The 18,861-nt window shown below is 40.9% G+C and carries 18 protein-coding genes; 9 read left to right on the top strand and 9 right to left on the bottom strand.

Translation table 11 applies throughout. The features are described from left to right. Positions 1-14: 14 nt before the first annotated feature. The 3 genes from RMZ41_RS01580 to RMZ41_RS01570 all read left to right on the top strand — a co-directional run bounded on the left by RMZ41_RS01580 (position 15) and on the right by RMZ41_RS01570 (position 3,854). Positions 15-440 carry a response regulator gene (locus RMZ41_RS01580; protein WP_409874713.1) on the top strand — a complete coding sequence of 142 codons (426 nt, stop codon included), beginning with the start codon at positions 15-17 and terminating at the stop codon, positions 438-440. 5 nt (positions 441-445) lie between these two features. Then, positions 446-2,746, top strand: a complete 2,301-nt coding sequence (locus tag RMZ41_RS01575; protein ID WP_322639832.1) for a response regulator — start codon at positions 446-448, stop codon at positions 2,744-2,746. 196 nt (positions 2,747-2,942) lie between these two features. After that, positions 2,943-3,854, top strand: a complete 912-nt coding sequence (locus tag RMZ41_RS01570; protein ID WP_322639774.1) for a hypothetical protein — start codon at positions 2,943-2,945, stop codon at positions 3,852-3,854. Positions 3,855-4,029: 175 nt separating this feature from the next. On the opposite strand, the gene ychF is transcribed toward RMZ41_RS01570, so the two are convergent. The 3 genes from ychF to yidD form a co-directional block, all read right to left on the bottom strand. Then, complete coding sequence (ychF, locus tag RMZ41_RS01565; RefSeq protein ID WP_322639773.1) at positions 4,030-5,121, bottom strand: redox-regulated ATPase YchF; 1,092 nt, start codon at positions 5,119-5,121, stop codon at positions 4,030-4,032. 45 nt (positions 5,122-5,166) lie between these two features. After that, positions 5,167-5,394 (bottom strand): hypothetical protein, encoded by a 228-nt coding sequence (locus RMZ41_RS01560; protein ID WP_322639772.1) that lies wholly within the window; start codon positions 5,392-5,394, stop codon positions 5,167-5,169. A 197-nt stretch (positions 5,395-5,591) separates the two neighbouring features. Continuing rightward, complete coding sequence (gene yidD / locus RMZ41_RS01555) at positions 5,592-5,876, bottom strand: membrane protein insertion efficiency factor YidD (protein WP_322639771.1); 285 nt, start codon at positions 5,874-5,876, stop codon at positions 5,592-5,594. A 61-nt stretch (positions 5,877-5,937) separates the two neighbouring features. Here yidD and RMZ41_RS01550 point away from each other — a divergent pair, with 61 nt between their 5' ends. Further along, positions 5,938-6,639, top strand: a complete 702-nt coding sequence (locus tag RMZ41_RS01550) for an SEC59/DGK1/VTE5 family protein (protein WP_322639770.1) — start codon at positions 5,938-5,940, stop codon at positions 6,637-6,639. Positions 6,640-6,852: 213 nt separating this feature from the next. Beyond that, positions 6,853-7,116 (top strand): hypothetical protein, encoded by a 264-nt coding sequence (locus RMZ41_RS01545; RefSeq protein ID WP_322639769.1) that lies wholly within the window; start codon positions 6,853-6,855, stop codon positions 7,114-7,116. Between the two features lie 119 nt (positions 7,117-7,235). Here the strand turns inward: RMZ41_RS01545 and RMZ41_RS01540 are convergent, their stop codons facing one another. Both RMZ41_RS01540 and RMZ41_RS01535 read right to left on the bottom strand, forming a co-directional pair. Beyond that, positions 7,236-9,497, bottom strand: a complete 2,262-nt coding sequence (locus RMZ41_RS01540) for a cation:proton antiporter (RefSeq protein ID WP_322639768.1) — start codon at positions 9,495-9,497, stop codon at positions 7,236-7,238. 176 nt (positions 9,498-9,673) lie between these two features. Continuing rightward, complete coding sequence (locus RMZ41_RS01535; RefSeq protein WP_322639767.1) at positions 9,674-10,492, bottom strand: class I SAM-dependent methyltransferase; 819 nt, start codon at positions 10,490-10,492, stop codon at positions 9,674-9,676. A gap of 6 nt (positions 10,493-10,498) precedes the next feature. Between RMZ41_RS01535 and RMZ41_RS01530 the strand changes: the two genes are divergently transcribed. Next, positions 10,499-11,257, top strand: a complete 759-nt coding sequence (locus RMZ41_RS01530) for a class I SAM-dependent methyltransferase (RefSeq protein ID WP_322639766.1) — start codon at positions 10,499-10,501, stop codon at positions 11,255-11,257. Between the two features lie 76 nt (positions 11,258-11,333). After that, a complete protein-coding gene (locus RMZ41_RS01525; protein ID WP_322639765.1) occupies positions 11,334-12,014 on the top strand; it encodes a Uma2 family endonuclease in 681 nt (226 codons plus the stop codon). A gap of 77 nt (positions 12,015-12,091) precedes the next feature. Here RMZ41_RS01525 and RMZ41_RS01520 read toward each other — a convergent pair whose 3' ends face one another. Both RMZ41_RS01520 and RMZ41_RS01515 read right to left on the bottom strand, forming a co-directional pair. After that, complete coding sequence (locus RMZ41_RS01520; RefSeq protein ID WP_322639764.1) at positions 12,092-12,388, bottom strand: hypothetical protein; 297 nt, start codon at positions 12,386-12,388, stop codon at positions 12,092-12,094. Positions 12,389-12,413: 25 nt separating this feature from the next. Further along, positions 12,414-12,881 (bottom strand): VOC family protein, encoded by a 468-nt coding sequence (locus RMZ41_RS01515; protein WP_322639763.1) that lies wholly within the window; start codon positions 12,879-12,881, stop codon positions 12,414-12,416. A 77-nt stretch (positions 12,882-12,958) separates the two neighbouring features. On the opposite strand from RMZ41_RS01515, the gene RMZ41_RS01510 reads away from it, so the two are divergent. Next, positions 12,959-13,432: a DUF4385 domain-containing protein gene (locus RMZ41_RS01510; RefSeq protein ID WP_322639762.1), complete on the top strand. Its 474-nt coding sequence runs from the start codon at positions 12,959-12,961 to the stop codon at positions 13,430-13,432. A gap of 476 nt (positions 13,433-13,908) precedes the next feature. Further along, on the top strand, positions 13,909-14,988 hold the full coding sequence (recA, locus tag RMZ41_RS01505; protein WP_322639761.1) for a recombinase RecA: 1,080 nt from the start codon (positions 13,909-13,911) through the stop codon (positions 14,986-14,988). Between the two features lie 409 nt (positions 14,989-15,397). Here the strand turns inward: recA and RMZ41_RS01500 are convergent, their stop codons facing one another. Together RMZ41_RS01500 and RMZ41_RS01495 are read right to left on the bottom strand one after the other, a co-directional pair. Next, positions 15,398-16,120 carry an FHA domain-containing protein gene (locus tag RMZ41_RS01500; protein ID WP_322639760.1) on the bottom strand — a complete coding sequence of 241 codons (723 nt, stop codon included), beginning with the start codon at positions 16,118-16,120 and terminating at the stop codon, positions 15,398-15,400. A gap of 678 nt (positions 16,121-16,798) precedes the next feature. Beyond that, complete coding sequence (locus RMZ41_RS01495; RefSeq protein WP_322639759.1) at positions 16,799-18,403, bottom strand: serine/threonine-protein kinase; 1,605 nt, start codon at positions 18,401-18,403, stop codon at positions 16,799-16,801. Positions 18,404-18,861: the final 458 nt, after the last annotated feature.

Below are 18,861 nucleotides of genomic sequence, written 5' to 3'. Positions count from 1 at the left end.
TAATAACAGCGATTATGCCTATTGAGGTTTTGCTAGTAGAAGACAATCCTGGCGATGCCCAACTTACACGCATCGCCCTAGAAGATAGTAAAATATCGATTCATCTAAATGTGGTTGAAGATGGTGTGGAGGCAATGGCATTCTTGCGTAAACAAGAAAAATATGTTAAAGCAGCCCATCCCGATATTGTGCTGCTCGATTTGAACTTACCCAGAAAAGATGGGCGGGAGGTATTGGCAGAAATTAAAGCAGACGAAAACCTCAAGCGAATTCCCGTAGTCGTTCTGACCACTTCCCAAGCTGAAGAAGATATCATCAAAGCCTATAATTTATCTGCAAACTGTTACATAACTAAGCCTGTAGATTTCGATCAATTCGTTAAAATTGTACAATCAATAGAAAATTTTTGGTTTGCGATCGTAAAACTGCCGCCGGAGTAATGGAAATGGCAGGTAACAATATTAAAGTTTTGTTAGTAGAAGATAATCCTGGTGATGTCTTTTTATTACAGGAGTTTTTAAAAGAAGTTACTACAGTTGTAGTTGATTTGTCGCCCGTTGAGAAGCTTTCGGAAGCACTCAACTGCCTAGCCAAGGAATTTTTTGATGTGATTTTGCTAGACCTCTCGCTGCCAGATAGCCAGGGGCTAGAAACCTTTGTTATCGCTCACCATCAGGCAAAAGCAACTCCGATAATTGTGCTGACGGGTATAGATGATGAAACCCTGGCAATTAGGGCCATGCAAGAAGGAGCGCAAGATTATTTGGTGAAAGGGCAAGTAACTGGTGACTTGCTGGTACGATCTATGCGTTATGCTATTGAACGTCAACGGGCAGACGACGCATTACGCCACAGTGAGGAGCGATTTCGGGTAGCCCTGAAAAACTCTCCCATCTTTGTCTACAACCAAGATAGGGAGTTATGCTACACCTGGGTTTACAATCCCCCATTTAGATTGACAGTTGAGGAAATATTGGGCAAACAAGATTTAGATATTATCTCAATTGAAGATGCTCAACGTCTCACCACAATTAAACGTGGGGTGCTAACCACTGGCATAGGAACGCGAGAGGAAGTATCAATTACCATCAAAGATACAACTCGATATTACGATTTGACAGTTGAGCCATTGCGGAATGAGTCGCAAGAAGTTGTGGGCGTGACATGCGCCAGTATTGATATTAGCGAACGACAGGCCGCACTACGCGAACAGCAAGCTGCGCTACGCGAACGCAAATTGGCACAAGAAAAAATCCGCGAACAAGCAGCATTGCTAGATGTCACCACAGATGCTATTTGCGTGCGAGATTTAAACAATAAAATTATTTTTTGGAACAAAGGTGCAGAAACACTTTACGGCTGGCAAGCTACAGAAGCTTGGGGCAAAAATGCCAGTGAGCTTTTGTATGACGAACCTTCGCCAGAAATCGAAGCGGCTCTTTTACAAGCTACAAGTAAAGGAAAGTGGCAAGGCGAGTTAAATAAACTTACCAAAACTAACAAAGAAATCCTGGTTGCTAGTCGCTGGAGTTTAGTATGCGATGAACAAGGGAAACCGAAAGCAATTCTCACCGTTGACACAGATATTACTGAGAAAAAACATTTAGAAGCCCAATTGTTTCGCGCCCAACGGTTGGAAAGTATTGGCACTTTAGCTAGTGGCATTGCTCACGATCTCAATAATATCCTGACACCAATTTTGGCAGGAGCGCAACTCTTACCACTCAAATTTCCCGATGCAGATGAGCGTACCCGTCATCTATTAGAGATTTTGGAAATCAACGCTAGACGCGGGGCAGATTTAGTTAAACAAGTACTGTCATTTGCACGGGGTGTAGAAGGAAAGCGCATCACTTTACAACTCAGACATATAATTGTCGAAGTTGCCAAAATTCTTAAAGAGACATTTCCCAAATCCATACAAATCAGCACAGATATACTGCAAGATTTGTGGATGGTTTCTGGAGATAGCACCCAACTACATCAAGTGCTGATGAACCTCTGCGTTAACGCCCGTGATGCAATGCCCAATGGCGGGAGTTTGAGCATTTATGGTGAAAATCTCTTAATTGATGAAAATTATGCCCGCATAAACTTGGAAGCCAAAGAGGGGCCTTATATAGTAATTACTGTCTCTGATACCGGAATTGGAATTTCTAAAGAAATCTTAGATAGAATTTTCGAGCCATTCTTTACCACAAAAGATGTTGGAAAAGGCACAGGGTTAGGACTCTCCACTGTGCTAGGGATTATTAAAAGCCACGGTGGTTTTGTGAACGTCTATAGCGAAGTTGGAAGTGGCACCAGCTTTAAGGTTTATTTGCCAGCAGTGGAGGGAATGGAAACAATTACTCCAGCAGAATTGCCACCACAGCCAGGAAATGGAGAATTGATTTTGATTGTCGATGATGAAGTTGCCATTCAAGAGATTACGAGGACATCGCTGGAAGCTCACAACTATACAACTTTAATTGCCAGTGATGGCATTGAAGCGATCGCGCTATACGCTCAAAATCGGGATAAAATTGATGTCGTGCTAATGGATATTATGCTGCCCATGCTCGATGGTTTAACTGCCATCCGTACCCTGCAAAAAATTAACCCCCAAGTCAGAATCATTGCCAACAGTGGACTTATGTCTGAAAATAAGCTTAATGCAGTAGCTGCTATTGGCGTGAATACGTTTTTGGTAAAGCCTTATACTGTCAACGAATTATTGCTTTCTTTACAAAAAATCCTATCGTAACTCAGTTAATTACGTAAGTATTCTAGTAGTTATAAGTACAAAAAGCCGCTTCATTGATGTGGGTGTAATTTGTTGGGATTTGATATGATTGAGCATCGACTAACACACCCCTCTTACGGAGTGTAGGTAGGGGCTGGGAAGACTTTTTCTAACCCCATACCCAATGCCCAATGCCCCATGCCCAATCCTTTTTAATATGCCTCGCTTTCTCAAGTTAATCATCAATATAGTAGTCTTGAGTGCATTGTTACTCATATCTGTGCAAGTTTGGGCGCAAGATTGGCGACCAGTTCGCGGTGGTATTCCTTTCGGGATAAGTGGTATGGCTTTGATAAAGCAGCAAAGCAATACGCTCGATTTTCTGATTGTCCATGACAACAAACAAAAAAATCAAAGTCGTTTAGCAATTATTAGCATTAAAGGGAAGAAACAACCTGAATATTTCCCGTTAAACTGGCCAAATAACATAGAATTGCCCATCGATTTAGAAGCTTTAACATCTGTTCCAGAAAAAACAAAATTATCTTTTATCGCTTTAAGCAGTTCTGGAAAAGCCTATTATATCCGGTTAGACGGTTCCAGTAAGACTATCTCTATTATTAAAGAATTCAATTTACCAGGAATTATTCAAGGAAATAATTTTGAAGGATTTGGATTACAAAATATAGACGGAAAATTAATTGCTATTTGGGCACACCGAGGTGAAGGAGAACAACCAGCGACTATTTTTTGGGGAATGTTTGATTTGGCTAAATATCAAATTACTCTTGCGGGTTCTGCTAATTTAAAAGTACCGTTTCCATCTGGCAATGTGCGTCATATATCAGATATTAAGGTAGATCCTGTAGGAATTGTGTACATCACCTCAGCAAGTGATGCCGGAGATGATGGCCCGTTTCAGTCAGCTGTTTATGTCGCTGGTTATCTAGGATTGCATGATAACAAAATTCTATGGCAGCAAAATCTTCAACTTGTTCCCATTTACCGCTCTGATTACCACAAAATTGAAGCTATGGAACTTATTCCAGGTGCAGAAGGTGGTGTGATTGTTGGTACAGATGATGAGAATTTGGGTTCTTATATATACATGGTGGGTGGGAGTAACTGAAGTATATCCTTGCTGGTTTATTTGCGATCGCCTAACAGGTTCCTTGAAAAATATGCATACTTTGAAGCTTTTGTCAAGTTTTTTATTGGTATCATGTACTCACCTACCGTAGGCGATCGCAATTTTGTGTAAGTTGACCATTATCTGATTGATAACGGCCACTCGTTAATTACCCTTACACATTAAATCGGAACAACATTACATCCCCTTCCTGCACAACATACTCTTTACCTTCACTGCGAACCAACCCTTTTTCCTTCGCAGCATTCATGGAACCAGTTGTTACCAAATCTTTATAAGCGACAGTTTCAGCACGAATAAAACCCCGCTCAAAATCACTGTGGATTACACCAGCAGCTTGAGGTGCAGACATTCCGGCATTAATTGTCCAAGCGCGGGTTTCTTTGGGGCCACAAGTGAAATATGTCCGCAAGCCTAGAAGCGAGTAAGTTGCACGAATCAATGATTTTAAACCGCCTTCTTCCACACCTAAAGATGCAAGAAAATCAGCTTTATCTTCTTCTGGTAACTCTACTAACTCAGCTTCAACTTGGGCTGAAACTATCACAACTTGGGCATTTTCTGTTGATGCAATTTGTCGCACTGTTTCTACAAAATGATTACCAGTTGCCAATTCATCCTCAGATACATTGGCGGCGTAAATAATCGGTTTATAAGTAAGCAGTTCTAATCCTTTAATAATTACTTCTTCTTCTTCATTCAAACTTACCTGACGCACCGATTTACCTTCATTCAAAGCCGCAGCTAATTTTTCTAACACTGTGATTTCAAACTGTGCATCTTTGTTGGTACGAGCTTGTTTGCGAGTCCGATCAATTCGCCGCTCAATTTGTGCTAAATCTGATAAACCCAATTCTATATTAATGATTTCAATATCTCGTGCTGGGTCAACAGAACCAGCAACGTGAATAATATCATCATTTTCAAAACAACGTACCACATGGACGATCGCATCAACTTCCCGGATGTGGGACAAGAACTGATTTCCTAGTCCCTCACCCTGACTTGCACCTTTAACTAAACCGGCAATATCTACAAATTCAACCCGCGCCGGGATAATTTGTACCGAACTGGCAATCTTAGCAAGAACATTTAACCGTTCATCCGGTACTGCGACAACGCCGACATTCGGTTCAATCGTGCAAAAAGGGAAGTTAGCTGCTTCTGCTTTAGCATTAGCAACTACAGCATTAAATAAAGTAGATTTTCCGACGTTGGGAAGTCCGACAATTCCGGCTCTTAGCATTTTGGATTTTAGATTTGAGATTTTGGATTACATTACCAAGGTAATCTAAACAGGTTCCGGTATGGTTTGGGGAATTGTCCCTGGAACCGTCTGAGGAATGGGAGCAGGTACTGGTTCTGGTACAGGCCCAGGTAAGGGTTGAGGAATCGCTGGCCCCGGTACAGGTTCAGGACTCGGTAGTGGATTCGGCTCAGGATTGGGACTAGGTAGCGGATTCGGCCCAGGAGTAGGGATTTGTGGTTCAGGTATAGAAATCGCAGTTGGATTAAGCATGATAAATCTTAAATTAAATTATTCAACCTTCCCACGCTAGATGACAACCTCATCTGTTGACATCTCCCCAAATAGCTATACCCACGAACACTTTCTTTAAGTTGGGCATTGGGAAAGGGGCATTGGGAAAGGGGTAAGGGGAAAAGGGTAAGGGGAAAAGGAGAAAGATTAAATTTTATTCCTTTTCCCTTTTCCCTTTAACCTTTAACCTTTTCCCCTGCTCCCCCGCTCCTCTGCTCCTCTGCTCCATTGCCTCTCTGCTTTTCCACCACCTCTGGCACCGGATCGTAACCACCTGGATGAAACGGATGACAGCGCAAAATCCGCCGAGTTGCCATCCAGCTACCACGCAACACTCCAAATCGTTCAATAGCTTCAATAGCATACATCGAACAAGTGGGTTGAAAGCGACAAGTCGGGAGAAACAACGGCGAGATAAACATTCGGTAGCCCCGAATCAGCCAAATAAATAATAATTTCATTACAGCTACCCAAATCTTATAAATTAGTAACAGAGGTAAAATTTTTCATTTTGTTACATCTTTGTTGATTACATTTTCTGACTCAACTTTAATTCCGGTGTTATGGCTACAAATTGCGATTACAGCAATTTGGGTGTTACTCATCCTCGTGATTGCATGGGTGGTAAACCGTTTCGCCGATGAGCCAGAAATCGTGCGGAAAATAGTTCATATTGGCACTGGTAACGTGATTTTACTTGCTTGGTGGCTAGATATTCCCGCTAGTGTAGGGATTACAGCTTCCATTCTAGCGAGTGCAATCACCTTATTATCCTACCGATTGCCTATTCTTCCTGGTATTAATAGCGTTGGACGGCAAAGCTTAGGGACATTTTTTTACTCTGTCAGTTTCGGTATTTTAGTTGCCTGGTTTTGGTATTTACAACAACCCCAGTACGCAGCACTCGGAATTTTGGTGATGACTTGGGGAGATGGATTAGCAGCCTTAATTGGGCAACGCTTTGGTACACACAAATATAAAGTCTTTGGAACACAAAAAAGTTGGGAAGGCTCTCTAACTATGATGTTCGTTAGCTATCTCATCAGTAGTTTGATTTTGATTGGCACTCAAGGAAACAGTTGGCAAACTTGGGGAATATCAATTGTGGTGGCAGTTATAGCTACGGCTTTAGAAGCTGTTTCATTTTTAGGTATTGATAATTTGACAGTTCCTTTAGGTAGTGCAGCCCTTGCCTTCTTTTTAAGCCAGTTAGTTTTGAATTAGTAATTGTCTTGAGTGCCATTCCTAATTGAGCAAACAAGAAATAGCGCAAAAAATTTATTGTTAGTTAATAAATATAATGCTTTTTATTTGAGTCCAATACGGGTAATACCAATTCTGTATGGTTCTTCAGTACTTGTTATGCTAAATTGTTAGCTACGAAGCTTAATAAATAAAAATAATTGTATCAACTATTGAGAAAAAACTTTGCCTTAGTTGACTTATAAAGCATATTTATTGTTAGATTTTGTAAGTAATAAAAGAACTTATAGAAAACGACTAGCAGACAAGATAATACAAGATGTTGTAGAAAATGATATCCATAGTGTAGCTGATAAAGGGATAGTGACAACAGAAGAAATAGAAAGAATGTTAAAAGATGCCTCAGAAGAATTATCCAGTAAAAAACCTGATTTCATCAAAAGACTTGGAATAGATGAAATAGCTCTAGTTAAAGGCAAGGGTAATTACTGTTATTAATAGATTTAGATACATCTAAATTAATAACTTTGTTAAGCGGGCGCACACAAGAGGTAGTATATGTACTGAAGAACCAGAAAAGTTTGCTTAGATTTTTAATAAATCTAAGCTGAGAACGACTAGGGCGCAGTAATTACTGCTACTGGGCAATGGGCTTTATTCAGAATTGCATCTACTCTATGACCGAAGAAAACGCGACCCGTAACCATTCGGATATTGCTCCCTAGAATAATTAGATCAACTTCTTGGGTTCGGGCAAACTTAAGGATTTCTCTTTCTGGGCTGCTTCCTTGAAGAATATAAGTTTTGACATCAGCACCGAGATTGCGGCCAATTTCTGCTTGTTGTTCGAGGAGATCGTGAGCAATTTCTTTTACTGGAGTGAGCGATCGCTGTTCGTAAAGAATATACTCAACTTGTGGCAAATTAATCACGTTTACGATCATGACTAATGCCCCTGTTTGAGCAGCGATCGTACTTGCCATCTCTACAGCATATTTGCTATATTCTGTCCCCACCGTTGGCACCAGAATCTTTGTCAGCTTTTGTTGAGCGATTTTGCATATCTCACCTTTGGGGTGGGTTAGCTGCGACTTCACTACCATCGTTGCACAAGGTGCTTCTTGTACTACCCGGTCTACAAGCAAATTGAACAATGCTTTTTGAGGGCGGATTTTTTCAGAAGCTCCCAATACAATCAAGTCATAGTTTTTCTTCGCTTCATTGAGAATTACCTCCGCCTTATTGCGCCCAGACTCCGTTTTTGTTTGCAGGGTGGTATCAGCAGGTAGTTGCATTTCCTCAACAACAGCGGCCAAAGCTTGCTCTGCGGCAGTATCTTTTACTTCGGTTGCTGTTCGACGTGCTTTTTTTTGGGGCTGCTTGTCACTCAGGGCATATAAAGATGTAACTTCTATGGAATTTTGGTGAGCCATGTAACCGACTAGTTGCGCCGCAAGTTGGATATTGGGGCCACCACTAGTAGGTATTAAGACACGGTGAATCTGCTTAATAAAGCTGCGGCTATCCTGCTCTTCTTGTGACAAACGTTGAGCTTCCTCGTCACTCATAACCACCTTCGACAAACACCAGCGCAAAAGGGGGGGAGCCATTAGGGAAGTGACGATCGCCACCATAACAATAATTGAGTACATCTGCGGATTCAGCACTCCCAAAGATAAACCAATGGTAGCAACGACAATTTCCATCGCCCCGCGAGCATTCATCCCCGAACCCATCGCCAAACCTTCCCAATGACTCAAGCCACCGACGCGAGAACCAATATAAGCACCTGTAAATTTGCCAACACAGGCGACAGCAAGAACAATCAAGCCAAATAACAACGTTTGGGGAACTAACAGAGTTCCCAAGTCAACTTTCAAGCCAGCTGAAGCAAAGAAAATTGGCGCTAGAAAGGCTGCTGTGAAGACTTCTAGCATGTGACCGGCTTCATTGCTAAAGCGGCGAGATTGACCTGCCAGAATCCCTAGCACGAAAGCACCTAATGCTGCTTCTAGACCTAATGCGTGGGTAAGTGCTGCTGCCGAGAGTGCAAGAATCAGCACAACCGACATACTAGCAGCGATGCCGCCAACGTAGTCATCAACCCAGCGCAAAATCTGGTCTACAATGGTACGCCCAATTGTGAAAGCGATCGCTAAAAACAATATAGCCGCACTCACAGAATGAAAAATTGTCCCAAAGTCAAATTTGCCACTACTAGCTAAACCTGAAACCACAGAAAGTAAAATCCAGCCGATGGTGTCGTCAGTCATCCCAGCTGCTAAGGTGACTTGACCAATGTCACGGCGAATCAGGTTTAAGTCCATCAACACCTTCGCAATCACCGGGACTGCTGAAATACTCATGGCTGTGGCAATAAATAGACTGAATACTAGTCGCTTTTCTGGGTCGGCTAAAAAACTATCTGGCAATAGCCAGCCCAGTCCAAATCCGGTGATAAATGGGATAATAATTCCGCCCAGTGAAATCAAAAGAGCCGTTTTCCCCTTACGAAGAATCAGCTTGAGATCCGTTTCCAGCCCAGTCACAATCAGCAAAAATAACACGCCTAACCAAGAAATCACCGAAAGTAAATTAGACTGTTCTTGACTTTTGGGAAAGATGTGCGCTTGTAAGTCTGGAAGAAGCAAACCAAATAGAGAAGGGCCAAGCAGCACACCCGCCAGTAATTCTCCAACAACAGGCGGTAGGTTAATCCGGCGCATCAACTCACCTAATCCCCGTGCTACGAGAAGCAATAGTGATACTTGCACCAGCACTAACAGCAGTTCATGATGACCGAGAGGTTTAATTAAACCGTCACCTGCTACTTTCTGTGCAGCAAGTACAGGTACTAACATTAGGGACAGGTTTTGCATATAAGCGTCCAAAGGTTGGATTACAAATTTTCAAGGGGCTGTTCAAGTAAATCCTGAAAATGTTTGCTTCCACATCGGCCTATAAGATTAAACTCTCATTATCATTAGTATCGGCAAAATTATTATGTGCGATCGCCCCAAGCTGTAATATTTAGGAGCAAACAAAGCTCACCAACTTATTTTCGAGCGCGAACAAAGAACTTTGTAGTGTCTATCCAGATACCTCGATCGGTTGCTAGTTTCTCAATTTCTGCTTTATATTCAACTTGCAACTGATTTAATTGTTCTGCTGATAATGTTGACAACAGTGGATTATCTTTAAAATTTATCTTAATTACTGTCTCAGATAATTTGCTATCCCTAAACTGGCTATAACGTCCTGATGGCTCAATCTTAATTTCAATATCTCTAAAACCTGCCTGATTGAGCAAATTTCGACATTTTTCTGGAGTTCCAAGTGGTTCAAGGATATATGGTAATGACACGCCCAAAACTTTAGCACAAATCCTTTGCTGAAGAGATGCCATCAAAGCAGTTTCGGGAGGACAGGTAAATGCCACATACCCCCCTGTTTTCAAGTAGCCGTACCACTTTTGCAAAGTAGCAAGGAGATCAGGAAAAAGTACAATGGCTTCACAGCAAAAGACAACATCAAAACTACGATCGCTAAAGTTGAAATATTCTGCATCTGCCTCAATCAACTCGATGTTTTGTAATTTTGCTGCTGCAATCTTAAGTCTTGCTTGATGCAACATTCCAGGGGTCATATCAATCCCAATCACATAGCCTTCTGAACCAACTTTTTCGGCTGCGGGTATTGCAACTAAACCTGTTCCAGTCGCCACATCAAGGATTTTCTGCCCCGAATCTAGCGGCACAAATTCAAGTAGAAGCTTGGCTTCTAGAGGGTGGCGAGTACCTTCTTCATGGTCATAAGTCGTTCTACTACCATAAAATTCTTTTAATTGCTGCTTATAACTATCCAGATCGGTCATAACCAAATGTTAAATTTTCTCCACTTTATAGTAACTTTTGTTGTGATATTGAGTTGCTTGCTGCTGAATCCAACCCTGACAACACAAGCCGCGACTACTACTGCTGTTTACGAACAACGGATAATCCATAGTCCAGATGGTATCGGCAAATATTACATGGGGCGCGAAATCGCCAAAATTATGGGATATACGGGCGCTGGCTGGCTAGAACGTCCAAACCGAGAGGGAGAGGAACAGCCAAGTAAGGTAGTCAACGCCCTTAATCTAAAACCTAACGATGTAGTAGCAGATATTGGCGCTGGAACAGGTTACTTAAGCTTTCGCATTGCACCGTTATTAACAGCAGGTAAAGTGTTAGCTGTAGATGTGCAGCCAGAAATGTTGGAAATAATTGAATTGTTCAAAAAAGAGAAAAATATCACTAATGTTGAGCCTGTTTTAGCAACCCTTAGTGACCCAAACTTACCATCTGAAAGTATCGATTTGGCGTTGATGGTCGATGCTTATCATGAACTGGAGTATCCCCAAGAAGTGATGCAAGGAATTGTGAAAGCACTTAAACCAGGTGGTAGGGTTGTGCTGGTTGAGTACCGGGGTGAAAATCCTTTTATTATGATTAAAGGTCTGCACAAAATGACTCAAAAGCAAGTCCGTAAAGAAATGCAAGCCGTTGATTTGGTTTGGCGTGAAACTAAAAACTTATTACCTCAACAGCATTTAATGGTATTCGAGAAACCTAATTCTAGCGATGTTTTGACAAGATGAGGCTTGGACGGTACATCATAATAAAAATATGTACCAAGCCATAATAAAGTAAAACTCACTGCCAGAGCCGAAAATCATGGTCAACCTATCACTCAAGCAACGAATTCCTCCTTTAGAAAATGGCGATCGCCTCACTCGCTACGAATTTGAGCGACGCTATCAAGTAATGTCCCGTCATCAAAAGGCAGAATTAATTGAAGGAGTTGTATACTTGGCATCCCCATTACGCTTTGAAAGCCATGCTGAACCACATGGTCATACAATTACTTGGTTAGGAGTTTATGAAGCATCAACTCCTGGTGTAAGATTGGGAATTGAGCCAACAGTCCGCTTAGATCGAGACAACGAACCACAACCAGATGGAGTGCTATTAATCACACCAACATCCCAAGGACAATCTCGTTTGAGTGATGATGACTACATCGAAGGTGCGCCAGAACTCGTGATAGAAATAGCAGCTAGCAGTGTTGCTATTGACTTATATGATAAGAAAAAAGTTTATGGTCGAAATGGGGTAAAAGAATATATTGTTTGGCAAATATTTGAAAATAAATTAGATTGGTTTAGCCTGCAACAAGGAGAATATATGCCCTTAGAAGTAGACGCAGATGGAATTATCAAAAGTCAAGTATTTCCTGGTTTATGGCTGTCAATGTCTGATTTACTTGCTGGGAATATGCAGCAAGTATTGGCTATCTTGCAGTTAGGATTAAATTCACCAGAACATCAAATATTTGTGCAGCACTTTTCTAGGTGAGGGAGATATACAGCCACTTCTCTAAAAGGGAAGAGGGGTAAGATTCTAAGCCTTTATCCAAAAGCCATTTTTTGACATCAGTCTATTTTTTTGGGAATGAGACTAGCACTTTTCGTTGCACTATTCCAAACAATCCAGCTAACAGAATTATCTAAATCATCGGGACTATTTGAAACTTTAAAATATAGTTTTTCTTCGCCTTTCATTTCAATAGCAAAGTCGGCATTTTGAGCATAAACAACTATAAACCCTTTGTCTCGCAAACAATACATCGCCCAAGCTTTCAATGATTGCTTATATGGTTCGTGTGGAATTGGCGGTTTTGCGATCGTTTCTTCAATTAGTTTAAATATTTGTACAATTTTTGCGGTCATAGTAGATACTTTTATTATCCCTAAGTTAACTAGCTTCTGGATCGCAACGAATTTCAATCATAAACCCATCTGGATCGTAAAAATACACACCTCTACCAGTAGGACGAGTGACTGGGCCATGAGCGATCGCTATTTTATTTTCCCTGATCACACTCACCGCTTGCTCAAATAATTGCGGATCGATATCAAAAGCTAGATGGTATGCTCTGGTGAATGTCTTCTCTGGATTAGGATCTGGTGGTGATAATTCTGGTTCCCCAAATAAATCTAGAATCGTACCATCCGGGGTAATAAAGTTGGCTACTTTCCCGGATGCGACAAGTTCCGCCAGAGTTAAGGGTACTTCGTCGCCTGTAAGTTCGTGCAAACCTAGAATTGTGCCATAGAAGTAGCGGGAAGCTTGCATATCCTGGACATTGAGGGCTATATGATGCACTTTACGCAGATTTCCTGGCGCAAGTACACTTTTCACAGATTGGGTGCTAGACAACATAGTAGAACTAAATCTCAATACTTATGATAGAAGCGAAACTTTTATTTAAAGTTTACTATTCCTAATAAAAATCTATCATGTCATTTGATTATTCTTTAGACTTTAAAAATATTGATTTTCGTCAACATCCTGAACTCTATCGCGTTGGCAAGGGTGAGCAGGGCGTACTTTTAGTAGAACCATACAAATCAGAAATTCTTCCCTACTGGCGTTTCAAAACTCCTGATATTGCCAGAGAGTCAAGTGAAAAAATCTACGAAATGTTTCTCGTTTATCTAGAACAAGATGATTTCGTCGGCGCAGATATGGCACGAAAATTTATCCAAATGGGTTATACTCGTTCTCGCCGTTATGCTAATCATAAAAGTGGCAGAAAATATAAACAAAATTCGGAAACTTCAGGTTCTAAAAAAGAGATTCTTCCCTACCAGGAAGACCCTGTGAAAGCGGAATCAGCAGCAATATTTAAAGCTAAGTGGATACAAGCAAAGACAAATGAGAAATATAAAGAGCTTTTAGCCAAGCATAAAGAGATTTATAGGGGCATCTGAATTTTTGCAAATCTACAGCGTTTATGCAAAACTACACACGCTAGAAGCAGAAGGCAAAAGGAGTCGATTCTCCCACTGATTTGAAGCCACTGAATAGGGTGGGGGTGTTAGACCAGCCCTTTCAACGCTTTGATAAAGCCTAGAGCAGGCATGGCGAAAGTTTTTACAGCGAGCGATCGCTTCTAATCTAGCAACCTCTGTAAATGCTCACGAGTACGGTTCTACTGACTAGATCATTTTTTATTGAAAATCCCTTGCTTACTCAGCTAAAAAAAGCTATCTCTGAATGCAAGTTGGTATCATTGTGCAAGACTACCCTAATCTGGTAGCGATCGAGTTACGATCTTGTCACACCCCTTTTTTGATTTGAGAACTCCTATTCCAGAATTTTCTGGTTAAAATAGTATATCTGTTCTACTCAAACTCCGAAACCAACATTCCTTAAAACCATATATTTAGAGGCATTAGAGGCAGAAATGGCTATCAACACCGATACTTCAGGCAAGCAGAAAGCGCTGACTATGGTACTCAACCAGATTGAGCGCAGCTTTGGTAAAGGAGCAATCATGCGCCTGGGTGATGCTACCCGGATGCGGGTGGAAACAATTTCTAGTGGAGCGCTCACACTCGATTTAGCGTTGGGTGGTGGTTTACCGAAGGGGCGAGTAATTGAAATTTATGGCCCGGAAAGTTCCGGTAAGACTACAGTAGCCTTACATGCCCTCGCTGAAGTGCAAAGAAATGGCGGTATTGCTGCCTTTGTTGATGCTGAACACGCTCTCGATCCCACTTATGCTGCGGCATTGGGTGTAGATATTGACAATTTGCTGATTTCCCAACCAGACACTGGCGAATCAGCTTTGGAAATTGTCGATCAGCTTGTTCGCTCTGCGGCGGTTGATATTGTAGTCATTGACTCCGTAGCAGCACTAGTTCCTCGTGCTGAAATTGAAGGCGATATGGGTGATGCCCATGTCGGTCTGCAAGCACGGCTCATGAGTCAAGCTCTACGTAAAATTACGGGCAATATTGGGAAATCTGGTTGTACAGTAATTTTCATCAACCAATTGCGGCAAAAAATCGGTGTTACTTACGGTAGCCCAGAAACTACTACTGGTGGTAACGCATTGAAATTTTACGCTTCGGTGCGCTTGGATATTCGCCGAATTCAAACTTTGAAAAAAGGTACAGAAGAATTTGGTAATCGCGTCAAAGTCAAAGTCGCCAAAAATAAAGTAGCCCCGCCTTTCAGAATAGCGGAATTTGACATTATTTTTGGTAAAGGTATTTCTACCTTGGGCTGTGTTGTTGACTTAGCAGAAGAAACTGGCATTATCATCCGCAAAGGAGCTTGGTATAGTTACAACGGCGATAATATCTCCCAAGGACGAGATAACGCTATTAAGTATCTAGAAGAAAAACCTGAATTTGCTGAGGAAATTAAGAAACTAGTGCGTGAAAAGCTAGATAAAGGTGCTGTTGTTTCTGCTAACTCCGTAGCTAAAGCCAGTGAAGAAGATGAAGAGGAAGACGTAGATTTAGAGCCAGAAGAATAAGCAATATAGATTTATTAATCTACAACTTTTAATCTGTAGTGGGTTACAGCTATTGAAGCAAAAAGCCCACTGCTTTAAGGGTGGGAGTGTCAAAAAGACAGCTAACCCACCTTTTTTTGCAGAAATTTATCAAAACAGAATTCAGGAGTCAGGAGTCAGAATTCACACTGAATTCTGTACAAGTAGCGGATAGCGAAATGGTTCGGCTTAGAGCGAGTCCGCAAACGTCTTTATTCTGAATTCTTCTTCAAGAATTGTGCTTCTACTAATTGCGTGAAGTATACGCAATTAAAAATTGTTATATAGCACAAACTTTGGTGGTTAGGACTTCAACAGATGATGAAACTTAGACACCAAAGGACTTTTCACCCAGTCCCTTGCTATAATTCCTAATTTTTTAGGTGTGATTTTATGGTATTTTTCTGCTAAAAAAGCGGTCTAAAATTTCTGATTTTTGTTCTAAACTGAAGTTGTCATAATGATGTTCAAGCTTCTGAAATAGTGGGGAATTTCTTAAACTATCTAAATTATCATCTGCTTTTACAAATATAGATTTTTGTCTGTCATGCGATAAAGTACGTATTTCTACTTGATCATTGTTCTTTCTATACACAAGCTGCATCAGTAACTCCATTGCTACACTTGGCAAAATACGGTATGCAGAATTCATAAAAAAATCAAAAGTCATGTTGCCTACACGGATGCGATCGCCATCTTTGAGCTTGATCGACCCAAAAGCGCGATCGCCATTCACAAAGGAACCATTGGTACTGTTGAAGTCTATAAAGTAGAAGCCTTGATCGTCAATATATTGAATAGCCGCATGGCGACGAGACATATAATTGTCAGCAATGCAAATACCACTATTGCGATTACGTCCTATTGTCCATATCTGCTGTGGCTGTTGTAAACTTTGAGTCTGATTGTCACACAAGTTAGTCATCAAATAAACGGCATTAGTATCTACTACACCATGTACGTAACATGACTTCATCTTCTTAAACAACGGTTGAGATAGATTTTCTTGTTGAAGAATTTCATCTAGAAGACTGCTGTGATGCTCATACAACTTGAGGAATACCTGATATAAACTTAATCTCCGTTCTATTTCCGTTTGTGCAAAGTCAGTCATAATACCTAAACCTTGTATTACCTGATTTCGGTTGTAAATATTTTACTTCAGCCTAAAATCAGGGATAATTAACTAATTTTTCGATTTTCGCTGTAATCTCAAAACTTGAATAGTTTGAGAGCGTTATGTTTTACAGCTTTGAAGTCCGAGATTTCCCTATTGTTTATATCAATAAAAATCATGGAAATATCTATAAAAACTATTATGATGCTTTATTGTTTATTGTAAATAGTCATTTGTTATTTTTAACAGATCATTGTTATAAAGATTTAATTAAGAATTGCCAACTACCTGAGTATTTTTTATAGCTCTTCAGTTATTTCTTAACATTTGCTAAAGTAGTCGCTATTGCTCGCACTCAACTATAACAATCCTGAATTATTTGTGAGAAACAAAATCCCCGATAACTTTTATGAAGTCGGGGATTTAGGGACTGTAATTCTCACAAATCAAATAGATTGCTAGATGGTATCTACTTAGTCAATTCTGAATAGATTTGAGTTTTATCAAGAAAAATCAGGTTTTATTTATCAAACTAATAAAAAATCCAAGCTTTCTGAGCTTAATAGAACAATATAGTTAAATTTAAAATTTGATTCTCCCTAACTCTTGTTCAAAAGTAGAGAATTCATCTGAGAGCCAGGGTAAGGAACTGGCTCCAAAATCTCAACTTTCAATTTACAATAAACCTCGCTTACCATTGGGGCGAATGGTCATCCAATTTGTTTTTGCTAGTGCTAGTTGCTCATCAGAAATTTTGGCACTGGTAAGATTAGCACCACACAAATTAGCTCCTCGAAGATTAGCATTGCTGAGATAAGCATTGCTGAGGTCTGCACCTCGCAAGTCTGCCCCTTCTAAATCAGCATGGTTAAAGTATGCTTTGCTCAAATTAGCATCCTTGAGATTTGCTTTAGTGAGACTGGCTCTGCCAAAATCACTATTGTGAAGATTAGCTCCCTGAAGATTGGTTTTTTGCAATTGAGTGGAATGGAAATTTGTTCCTGATAAGTCAGCACCTTGCAGGTTCAGCAAATTTAAATTGTGGAGAGCAAAATCCCGTCTTCCCTTCTGATAGGCGGTTAACAAACTTTGGGTATCTAATTTACGCTCAACTTTAGAATTTTGACCTGGCGAACCATTACTGTTGCTGTTAGCAAAAGTTGTTGATTTGGCCATCCCTGAACCCTGGTGCGATCCAGCCGCTTCTGCTGCCTTAGCGCGTCTGGCACGAATTGCTGCCGCTACCTGTGCCACTCCTGCACTGGTAGCAGCGACAGAAGAATTGTTACATAAAACAGCAGAATTTTCTAAATGATTGTATGTTCGTTCTTTAGATCCAGTATCTGATTTAATTAATAAACCCTTTGCTAAACTTTCTAAGTATGGTTCTATTTGCAAGGCTCTGAGAACGTCTGACGCAGACTGATAGCGATTACGTACAGACACATCTAACATTTTTCGCAATACATTGCTCAAGTGATCGCTCACTTGCACAAGTTGCTCCCACATCATCTCGCCAGTGTTGGGATTGTAATCTAAGTCTTTGGGAGTTTTGCTAGTGAGTAAATAAATGCATGTGACCCCCAGTGCATAAATATCACTGGCGTAGACTGGACGCATAGCCATTTGCTCTGGAGGTGCAAAACCAGGAGTACCGATAGCATAAGCGGTTAATGCTGTCTGTCCTGATGGACTTGTCGCGCCTTGGGTGATTTGGTTTTTGACAGCACCAAAGTCGATGAGTACCATTCTGGAATCTTGAGTACGGCGAATTAAGTTGGCTGGTTTGATATCACGGTGAATCACCTTTTGCTCGTGGATGTATTGGAGTAGTGGCAAAACTTCGCTTAAAAATTGCTTGACTCCAGTTTCACTTAAGATGCCGTTAAGTTTGACCTCCTCCTGCAAAGTATCGCCACTGATGTATTCTTGAACTAAGTAGAATTGCTCTTGATCTTCAAAATAGTCTAATAATCTTGGTACTTGGGGATGATTGCCAATCTTACCTAGAGTTTTAGCTTCTCGTTCAAAGAGTTCTCTGGCCATCTGTAAAACGTGTGGCGCGCTTCCTGATGGACGTAGTTGCTTAATCACACAACTCGGTTCTCCTGGTAAGCCTTGATCGTTAGCTAAGAAGGTTGCTCCAAAGCCACCTTGACCTAATGGTTTGATCGCCTCGTAGCGATCGCGCAACAGTAGTTGCGAGCCACAAGACTGACACCTTTGGCTATATACCAAATTTTCTGGATTGGGACAGATAGGATTTAAGCAGTAGCTCATGCTCTGTCAACTCGCTGCACGAATAATCACGGGGAGCATTACACTCTTTCTCAATTATTTAGATATTAATCAACTGTTGCCAGGTAATTTTTGCTGGAAATCCTTTGAAGAGTTCCTAAAGTTTAGTTATATTTACGTAAACTACTTCTCTGCACAATATAATTTATTATACCAATGCTAACAACTAATTCCAAAATTAAAAATTTGTGTTGCTATACACTGACCAATGTCAGTTGCTTTACTTGGGGAGATGCACCAATTGCTTCATTTGGGGAGATTTAGACGCTAGCGAGTTCGCTAACGCTTTTAACAGCTTCCCTTGTGAGAGACTCTGCCTTGACTCCCCATCGCCCTTGGTGTCTTCCCTCCCCTTATCTACAAGGCACTACATGAAGGGAGAAGACCGCACTGGCTACCTTACAGAAAATCACTGTAGGATTTTGGATACCCAAATTTGG

The organism is Nostoc sp. DedVER02 (assembly GCF_034530675.2).
GTDB lineage: Bacteria > Cyanobacteriota > Cyanobacteriia > Cyanobacteriales > Nostocaceae > Nostoc.
The sequence above is the reverse complement of the archived record's forward strand: the minus strand, read 5'-3'. Positions and strand labels throughout refer to the sequence as shown.